This window comes from Rhodopseudomonas sp. BR0C11, from assembly GCF_010820945.1.
In the GTDB taxonomy this organism is placed as follows: domain Bacteria; phylum Pseudomonadota; class Alphaproteobacteria; order Rhizobiales; family Xanthobacteraceae; genus Rhodopseudomonas; species Rhodopseudomonas palustris_H.
Genome location: NZ_QTKI01000172.1, coordinates 1 through 9,361, shown reverse-complemented (window position 1 = coordinate 9,361; position 9,361 = coordinate 1). Strand labels below are relative to the sequence as shown.

General features: G+C 66.3%; 8 protein-coding genes. All 8 read right to left on the bottom strand.

What is annotated here, in order from left to right; translation table 11 throughout:
• Positions 1–674, bottom strand: a 674-nt coding sequence (locus tag DYI24_RS14495; RefSeq protein ID WP_205523523.1) for a gamma-glutamyltransferase, incomplete at its 3' end; no start/stop codon positions are given.
• A gap of 77 nt (positions 675–751) precedes the next feature.
• Complete coding sequence (locus DYI24_RS14490) at positions 752–2,410, bottom strand: ABC transporter ATP-binding protein (protein ID WP_164572788.1); 1,659 nt, start codon at positions 2,408–2,410, stop codon at positions 752–754.
• Complete coding sequence (locus DYI24_RS14485) at positions 2,407–3,246, bottom strand: ABC transporter permease (RefSeq protein ID WP_107344251.1); 840 nt, start codon at positions 3,244–3,246, stop codon at positions 2,407–2,409. The genes DYI24_RS14490 and DYI24_RS14485 overlap by 4 nt, the downstream gene beginning before the upstream one ends.
• A 12-nt stretch (positions 3,247–3,258) precedes the next feature.
• Positions 3,259–4,281, bottom strand: a complete 1,023-nt coding sequence (locus DYI24_RS14480) for an ABC transporter permease (RefSeq protein WP_107344249.1) — start codon at positions 4,279–4,281, stop codon at positions 3,259–3,261.
• Positions 4,278–5,867 (bottom strand): ABC transporter substrate-binding protein, encoded by a 1,590-nt coding sequence (locus DYI24_RS14475; RefSeq protein ID WP_164572787.1) that lies wholly within the window; start codon positions 5,865–5,867, stop codon positions 4,278–4,280. Before DYI24_RS14475 ends, DYI24_RS14480 begins: the two co-directional genes overlap by 4 nt.
• Before the next feature lie 77 nt (positions 5,868–5,944).
• Positions 5,945–7,534 (bottom strand): acetolactate synthase large subunit, encoded by a 1,590-nt coding sequence (locus DYI24_RS14470; protein WP_164572786.1) that lies wholly within the window; start codon positions 7,532–7,534, stop codon positions 5,945–5,947.
• Positions 7,534–8,832, bottom strand: a complete 1,299-nt coding sequence (locus DYI24_RS14465; protein WP_164572785.1) for an ArgE/DapE family deacylase — start codon at positions 8,830–8,832, stop codon at positions 7,534–7,536. The genes DYI24_RS14470 and DYI24_RS14465 overlap by 1 nt, the downstream gene beginning before the upstream one ends.
• Positions 8,833–8,881: 49 nt before the next feature.
• On the bottom strand, positions 8,882–9,361 hold a 480-nt coding region (locus DYI24_RS14460), incomplete at its 5' end, for an aldehyde dehydrogenase family protein (protein WP_164572784.1).

The following is a 9,361-nucleotide window of genomic DNA, read 5'->3' as shown; positions in this document are numbered from 1 at the left end:
GCGCCGCCGAGCTTCCTCAGCACCGCGACCATCTCGTCGGCAACTTCGCCCTCGTAGAACCCGGCCCGCCCCTCGCGCGCGATCTTGCGCAGCGTCGCGCCGAGCCGCGGCTGGGCACGCACATCGCCGATGTCTGGCACGCGACCGCCGGGCAGAAACTGCGCCGCCGCGTTCGGATCGATTTCAATGCGCGCGCGAAACCGGCGCCAGTCGGAAGCAACGCGCGGCGTGACGCAGAAGCCCTGCTCCGCGGCTTCGATCGCCGGCGCCAGCACGTCTGCCAGCGGCAGGCTGCCGTGGCGTTCGATCAACGTACACCACGCGTCGATCGAGCCCGGAATGGTAACAGCCTCGGGCGACGTCGGCGGAATGTCCCGGGCCTCGCCGCCTGCATACTTCTCCGCATCGGTACCGGCCGGAGTGCGGCCGGAGCCGTTCAGCGCGATCGGCCGGCCGCCGCCCAGCGACACCAGCGCGAAGCAATCACCACCGATGCCGGTCATCTGCGGCTCGACCACACCCTGGATCGCGACAGCGGCGACGGCAGCATCGATCGCATTGCCGCCGCGGCGCAGAATGTCGATCGCCGCCAGGGTCGCGCGCGGATGCGACGTCGCCGCCATGCCGTTCTGCGCGACCGCGAGCGAGCGGCCGGTCTTGTGAAAATCGCGCATGCTTGGTTCCCTGTTGGATTCGTGATCGCGGTTTTGTCTGCCAGCAAGCTCCGCTGCCCGCAGACACAAACGCGCGATTATGCCGTCATCGCGTCCAGCGTCGCCGCCGCCTCGGGGCCCGCGAACAGGCTGCGGCCTGGAATGGCGTCCAGCAGCGCCCGAGTGTAGGGGTGCTGCGGCGAGGTGAACACCGATTTGGTATCACCTTGCTCGACGATTTCGCCGCGGCGCATCACCACGATGCGGTCGGCAATCTCCGCCGCGACCCGCAGATCGTGGGTGATGAACAGCATCGCAAGGTTCATTTCCTCGCGCAGCTCCGCCAGCAAGTCGAGGATTTGCGCCTGCACAGACACGTCGAGCGCCGACACCGCTTCGTCAGCGACGAGCACCATCGGCTTCAGCGCCAGGGCGCGCGCGATGCAGATGCGCTGGCGCTGACCGCCGGAGAACTCGTGCGGGTAGCGCCCGGCCGCGCTGGCCTCGAGGCCGACCCGCGCCAACAGACGCTTGGCGTCGGCCATCGCCTCAGCGGGTGGCACGCCATAGGCCATCGGACCACGCGCAATCGCATCGCCGACCTTCTGGCGGGGATCGAGCGCCGCAAACGGATCTTGAAACACGATCTGCACCTTGCGGCGCATCGCGCGAAGCTGTTCGCCGCGAAGCTGCAGGAAATCCGCACCTGCGAATTCGATCGCCCCGGTATCCGGCTCGATCAGGCGCATGATGATACGGCCGAGCGTCGATTTGCCGGAGCCGGACTCGCCAACGACGGCGACGGTCTCGCGCGGCCGCAGACTGAGCGCGACATCGCGCACCGCCACCACCGTTCGATCCGGCCGGAACATCCCCTGCCCGGTCACGAAGGTCTTGTTCAGTCCATGTGCGTCGAGCAGCGGCTCGCCTTCGATGCCGCGATCGCCGGCAGCGGCCGGACGCGAACCCGGCACCGCGGCGATCAGCGCCTTGGTGTAGTCGTCCTTCGGCCGCCGCAGCACCTCGTCGACGGTGCCCTGCTCGACCACGCGGCCGTTGCGCATTACCACGACGCGGTCCGCGATATCGGCGACCACACCGAAATCATGGGTGATGAACAACACGCCCATGCCGCGCTCGGCCTGCAGCCGCCGGATCAGCGCGAGGATCTGCTTCTGCGTGGTGACGTCCAGCGCGGTGGTCGGTTCGTCGGCGAGCAGCAGCGCCGGATTGTTGGCCATCGCCATCGCGATCATCACCCGCTGGCGCTGGCCACCGGAGAGCTGGAACGGATAGCTACGCACCAGAGTCGCGGGGTCCGGCAGGCCGACCGCGGAGATCAGCTCCAGCACCCGCGCATCGAGCTCGGCGCGACTCGGCCGCGGCGCGGCATGAACCAGGATCGCCTCGGCAATCTGATGACCGACCCGCGCCAGCGGATTGAGCGCGCTCAGCGGCTCCTGAAAAATCATCGAGACCGCGCCGCCGCGCAGACGGCGCATCGTGTCCTCGTCCGCATGGGCGAGATCATCGCCGCAGAACCGGACGGCGCCGCCGCCAATCTCCAGGCTCGGCGGCAGCAACTGCAACACCGCATGCGCGGTGATCGACTTGCCCGATCCGGATTCCCCGACCAGACAGACGATCTCGTTGCGGCGGACGCTCAGCGATACGTCCGACACGGCGTGGCTGCGATCGCCGCCATGCGGCAGCTCGACCGACAGATGCTCGACGGACAGCAAGATATCGTCGCTCATGCGTTGCGCACCTTTCGCGCGATGCGCGGGTTGAGCATGTCGTTGAGGCCTTCGCCGACCAGATTGATCGCCAGCACGGTGAGCAGGATGGCGATGCCGGGAAACACGCTCATCCACCACGCCTGACGGATCACCGTGCGCGAGGCGCCGATCATCAGGCCCCACGACATCAGGTTGGGATCGCCGAGCCCCATGAAGCTCAGCGCGCTCTCGATCAGGATCGCGGTGGCGATCGTCAGCGAGCCGGTGACGATGATCGGCGAGATCGCGTTGGGCAGGATGTGACGCAGCGCCACAATCAACGGTGCCTGTCCCTGACAGACGGCCGCCTGCACGAACTCGCGGCCGCGCAGCCGCATGAATTCGGCCCGCGTCAGCCGCGCCAGCGGAGGCCAGCTGACCGCGCCGATCGAGATGATGACGTTGGTCAGCGTCGGTCCGATCGTCGCCACCAGCAGGATGGCGAGAATGAAGCCGGGGATGGTCTGGAACAGCTCGGTCAGCCGCATCATGAAATCATCGACCCGGCCGCCGAAATAGCCGGCGATCGCGCCGATCGTGACGCCGATGCACAGCGCTGCGAGCGTCGAGGCAACGCCGATCGTCAGCGACACCCGCGCGCCGTAAGCAATGCCCGCCGCGACGTTGCGTCCGAGCATGTCCGAGCCAAGCGGCAGTCCCTCGCTGGCCGGCGGCTGGAACGGCGCCGCAACCATCTCCCAAGGGTCGTCCGGAAACAGCATCGGCGCACAGATCGCCAGGATCACCACGGCGATCAGAATGATCAGCCCGATCACTCCGGTCGGGTGACGCAGGAATGTCTTCAGCCTCTCCATCCCAACCTCCGCTTAGGCCGCTGCACGCAAGGAGACGCGCGGATCGACGATCCGGTAGATCGCGTCAGTGATCAGATTCAGCGAGATCACGATCACCGACATCACCAGGAAGATGCCGAGCATCAGCGGATAGTCCCGCTGCAGCACCGCATCGAAGGTGAGCCGGCCCAGACCTGGCCAGGCGAACACAGTCTCGATCACCACCGCGCCGCCAACCAGCGTACCGGCCTGCATGCCGGCGACGGTGACGACCGGCAGCACGGCATTGCGCAGCATGTGGCGAATGATGATCTGGCCGCGCTTCAGCCCCTTGGCGCGCGCCGTCTTGATGAAATCCTGGTGCGCGACGTCGATCACCGCGGAGCGCATCAACCGCGCATAGATCGCCAGATGCACGGCGCCGAGCGAGACCACCGGCAGCACGAGGTGCGCGGCAATGTCCCGGATCCGTTCGAACGGCGTCATCTGCACGCCGATGGTGACGTAGCCGAACGCCGGCAGCCAATCGAGGTGCACCGAGAACAGCAGCACCAGCATCAGGCCGAGCCAGAACACCGGCATCGCATACAGGAACAGCGACACCACGGTCAGCGCCGTGTCCGACCATTTGCCGGCGCGGACGCCGGCCAGTGTGCCGAGCGAAACGCCGACCGCGAGCGACAGCAGGAACGCGCTGCAGGTGAGCAGCAGCGTCGCCGGCAGGCGCTCAGCGATCAGCGACAGCACGGTGCGCTGCTGCCGATAAGAATAGCCGAGGTCCAGCGTGACGATCCGCTTCAGGTAGATCGCGAGCTGCACCGGATACGGCTGATCGAGGCCGTATTCGGCACGCAGCTTGGTCAGCATCTGCTCGTCGGCCGCCCCGCTTTGCCCGGCCATCACCTGTGCGGGGTCACCGGGTGCCGCATGCACCAGCATGAAGTTGAAGGTGGCGATCACCAGGACCACCGCGACGAAGCGGACGGCCCAGCGGACGACCGCCAAAGCGATCGCCACACCTCGGCTGCTGCCGATCGACTGCGCCAGCGCCATCATCCGAACGAAACCGTCCCGAAGGTGTCGTGCACGCCGATCGCCGACGTCACCACGTTCTTCAGCCGCTTGTCCATGAAGTTCGGATACTCGATCTCGAGCAACCAGGCGACCGGCACCTCCTCGACCATGATCTTCTGGACCTGGCTGTACAGCTCCTGGCGCGTGTCGTCGGACGTCGCGGTCGCAGCCTCCTCGAACAGCCGGTCGACTTCCGGATTGGAATAGCCGCAGGTGTTGGAGAACAGGATGCCCTTGCGGATATTCGACGAGACGTAGCTCCGCGACACGCCGAGCGCCGGATCGCCGAACTGATAGACCGTCGTCGTGGTCATCGAGAAGTCCCAGTTGCTGAACTTCTCGGCCCAGCCGCCGACATCGATGCCCTGCAACTGCAGATCGATGCCAACGCGAGCGAGCGACTGCCGCAGGAATTCGGCGGTCCGCTGATGGGTTTCGCCATAGGGCGACACCATGAAGGGAATCGTCACGCGCTTGCCGTCGGGGCCAGGCTTCAGCCCCATTTCGTCAAGCAACGCCTTCGCCTTCTCGGGCGAGAAGTCGTACGACTTGACGTTCTTTTCGTAGAACTTGGTCTTCGACGACACCGGGCCGGTTGCGACCTTGCCGAGGCCGAAATAGATCCGGTTCAGCAGCGCCTTGCGGTCGATCGCATACATCACCGCCTGCCGGAACCGCTTGTCGTTCATCGGCGCGATGCGGTTGTTGATCTCCAGCCAGGTATGCGGCGCGAAGAACTCGTAGCCTTTGGTGGTCATCGTCAGGTTGGGCAGCTTCGAGAGCCGCGGCACCTCGAACAGCTCGACGTCGGTCCACTGCGTGAGCTGAACCGTCCCCTGCTCGAGCGCCACCGAGCGCGACGCGGAATCCGGGATCACCCGATAGATGATCTCGTCGAGGAACGGCTCTCCTGGACGATAATAGCCCTCGTGCCGGACCAGATGGACGTGCGAACCGCGCACCCATTCCTTCAGCTTGAACGGGCCGGAGCCGATCGCCTTCGCGTTGGCCGGGTTCTTGCGATAATCGGTGCCGTCATAGATGTGCTTCGGCACGATCGGCGCCGTGGTGCAATCGAACGCAGTGAGGAACGGCGCGAACGGCTTCTTCAGAGTGAAGACCACCGTGAGCGGGTCCGGCGCCTCGGCCTTGTCGATGCGCGAGAAGGTGTTGCGGGCGCGCGCGTGGTTCTCGATCAGGATCTTCATCACCGAGAACACCACGTCTTCCGACGTCAGCGGCGTGCCGTCGTGGAAGGTGATGTTCGGGAACAGCTTGAACGTGTAGGTCAGCTTGTCTGGCGATACTTCCCAGGACTGCGCCAGGCCCGGCAGCGGTTTGAGGTCGAAATCGTAGCGCAGCAGGCTCTCGTAGATCTTGCCGCCCAGCGTCAGCGTCGGCTGCTGCTGGTTGAGCGCGGTGACCAGGATCGGCGGTTCCGGCTGAATGATGGTGTTGAGCGTGCCGCCGCGGGTTTGTCCCACGGCCCGCGTGATGCCGAGCGGGATGCCGCCGATGCCGAGTGCGCCGGCCATCAGGCCCAGTTTGGCGAATTCACGTCTGTTCATGCTAGCCCCCGCGTTACGAGATGTTGGACTGGTCGGTCGTTCAGGATGTTGATGATTGAGGCGAAGGGGTCAGTGCATCAGACCATCGCCTCGATGAGGTACGGACCACGGCGCGCCAGCGCCGTATCGAGCGCGCGCGAGAATTCCGACAGCGTGGTTGCGCGGCAGGCCTCGACGCCGAGGCCCTGCGACATCTTCGTCCAATCGAGTTCGGGCTGGTCGAGCTGCAGCATCCGCTGCGCGTTGCGGCCCGGTGTCTGCGCGCCAACCTTGCTCATTTCGCCCCACAGCGTGGCGTAGGAGCGGTTCGAGAACACGATGGTGACGACGTCGAGGTTTTCGCGGGCATGGGTCCAGAGTCCCTGCATCGTGTACATGCCGCTACCGTCGGCCTGCAGGTTGATCACCTTGCGATCCGGACATGCCACCGCGGCGCCGGCAGCCATCGGAATGCCGATCCCGATCGCGCCGCCGGTGATCTGCAGATAATCGTGCGGTGCCGCGTCATACGAATAGTCGAAGAAGCCCGATGAGGTCAGCGCCTCGTCGCAGACGATCGCCTGATCCGGCAGCCGCGCAGCGACGATGCGGTTGACCATGTCGACGGTGAGAGCCGCGTTGGCCCCCGCCGTCGGCGCCGGAACGGCGAACGGCGCAATCGCAACCGGCTCGTTCGGCGCATTGACTTCGTCGGCGAGCCATTCCAGCGCCTGCACCAGGTCTTGATCGGGCCCGGCGAGCTGCACGATCTCGCAATTCGGCGGCGACAGCCGGCCCGGCCGGTTCGGATAGGCGAAGAACGACACCGGCTCCTTGGCGCCGATCAGCACCACCATGTCGGCGCCGCGCAGCATCTCGAGACCGATCTCATGGGTCATCGGCAGCTTGGCGATCGGCGCTCGGCCGCGGCCGCGTTCGATCCGGCCATTGGCGCCCTGCGCGTAGATCTCCACCCCGGCGCTGCAGCGAATGTTGTCGGCGATCCGGAGCGGCCGCTCGCGCAGCGCGCCGCCGGACAGCATCAGCACCACCTTGCGTTTGGTGCGGATCGCGGCGCCGATGCGCACGACCGTCTCCTGCACCAGCGGCATCTGCGGCAGACGTTTGCCGCGCACCGGCGGCGAACGATAGCTGTGCTCATTCCACGCCATGTCGGCGGGCAAGATCAGTGTCGAGATGCCGGGCGCCATGCTCTGCGACCACGCGTCCGCGACGTCCTGATCGATCCGCACCGGATCGGCGATCCGCTTGACCCATCGCGACATCGGCCGCGCCAACGAGTCGATATCGCTGGTCAGCGGTGCATCGAGCGGCAGATGCTCGACCGCGTGATCGCCGACGATGTTGATCATCGGCGAATGCGCGCGCCGCGCGTTGTGCATGTTGGCGAGGCCGTTGGCGAGGCCGGGGCCGAGATGCAGCAGCGTCACGGCCGGCCGGTCGGTCATCCGGGCGTAGCCATCGGCGGCGCCGGTGACGACGCCCTCGAACAGCCCGAGGATGCACTTCATCCGCGGCTGCCGGTCGAGCGCCGCCACGAAATGCATCTCCGACGTGCCGGGATTGGCGAAGCAGACATCGACCTCGTGCGCCAGCAGCGCATCGCAGAGCCGGTCCGCTCCCGTCATCGATTGCACGGCGGACGCCGCCGGAGCCGCGACTGTCATCACAGCTTCCTCAGTCCGCACCACTCGGCAACGAACAGCGCAATGCTCAGCGTCGTCTTGCGCAGGCTTTCCAGATCGATGCGCTCATCGAACGCGTGCGGCCCCTGGCCGTACGGTCCGTAGCACAGCGCCGGAATGCCGTAGTCGACCGAGTAGTAGCGGGTATCGTTGACCGCGGTCGACAGCCGGGCGTCGAGCGGCGCGTTGAACGCGGCCTTGTGCGCAGCGATGAGAACGTCTTCCGCCTCCCCGCCCGGCTCGCACACTGCCGGATCCGCCTGGAAGCCGCTCCAGATCAGTTCGGCCGGGTTCTCGGACAGGAAGCTGTCGGTTGCCTGCGCATCGGCCAGACACTTCTCGATGCCGCGCATCGCCTCCTGCGGCGTATCGCCGGTGAGCAGGCCGAGCCGGCAGTCGAGTTCGCACCAAGCAGCGGTCGAGCTCGCCCAATCGCCGCCCTTGATGATGCCGACGTTGAACTTGATCGGGTTCTTGACCTGGCCGAACCACGGATCGCGCACCGCCTGGGCGTTCAGCTCCTTGGTGTATTCTTCGAACGCGCGGATCAAATGCATCGCCGACAGGATCGCGCTGGTGCCGGTCTCGGAATAAGCGACGTGAACCGGCGTGCCGCGCACGCGCAGCCGGAACCAGACCGCGCCGACCTGGGCGCGCGTCAGGGTGTGGCCGGTCGGTTCGGGGATCAGGCAGGCGTCGGCGCGATAACCGCGCATCAGGGTCGAGAGCGCGCCGTTGCCGGTGCTCTCCTCTTCGGTCACGGTCTGCACATGGACGCGCGCATCGGGGGCGTAGCCGGCGCTGCGGATCGCATCGAGCGCGAAGATCATCGCCGACACGCCGCCCTTCATGTCCTGCGCACCGCGGCCGATCATCCAGCCGTCGCGGACGGTCGCTGCATAGGGCGGATCGCTCCACAGATCGACCGGGCCTTCGGGCACCACGTCGATATGGCCCTGCAGGATCAGGCTGCGGCCCTTGCCGTCGCTGTCCGCGGTGGCGACGACCTGCATCGAGCCGGCCGGATCGATCGTGTCCATCGGCGCCGCCTTGGGATGGCTGGCGATATCGACGTCGGCGAGACTGAAGGTGTCGACCTTGTAGCCACGATCGGCGAACTGCTGCGCCAACCAGGCCTGCTGCGGCGCCTCTTCGCCGCGCACGCTGCGGAACTGCACCATGCGCTGGAGAAACGCGACCTGGTCGTTGAAATTGCGATCGACCGCGGCCCGCAGGCTTTCTGCGATCGCATCCGATTTGGTCAATGTCTCAGTCGCCACGTCTCGGTCTCCCCTGGATCTGATAGTTGTCGTTATGCAGACGGCAGCATCAGCGATCGAGACCGCCGAGCAGGATGTATTTGGTCTCGACGTATTCCTCGATGCCGTGGCGCGAGCCCTCGCGGCCGAGGCCGGACTGTTTGACGCCGCCGAACGGCACCACATCGGCGCCGAGCAGCGCCGAGTTGACGCCGACCATCCCGGACTCCAGCGCCTCGGCGACGCGGAACACGCGTCCGAGGTCGCGCGCGTAGAAGTAGGACGCCAGGCCGAACGGCGAGTCGTTGGCCTGCGCGATCACGTCCGCTTCGTCGGTGAAGCGATACACCGGCGCCACCGGACCGAAGGTCTCTTCGCGCGTGATCAGCATCGCGGTGGTGACGCCGGCGAGCACTGTCGGTTCGAAGAAGGTGCGCCCAAGCTTGTGCCGCTTGCCGCCGAGCACGACCTTGGCCCCCTTGGCGACCGCGTCCGACACATGACGCTCGACCTTGGCGATCGCTTCGGCAGTGATCAGCGGCCCCTGCGT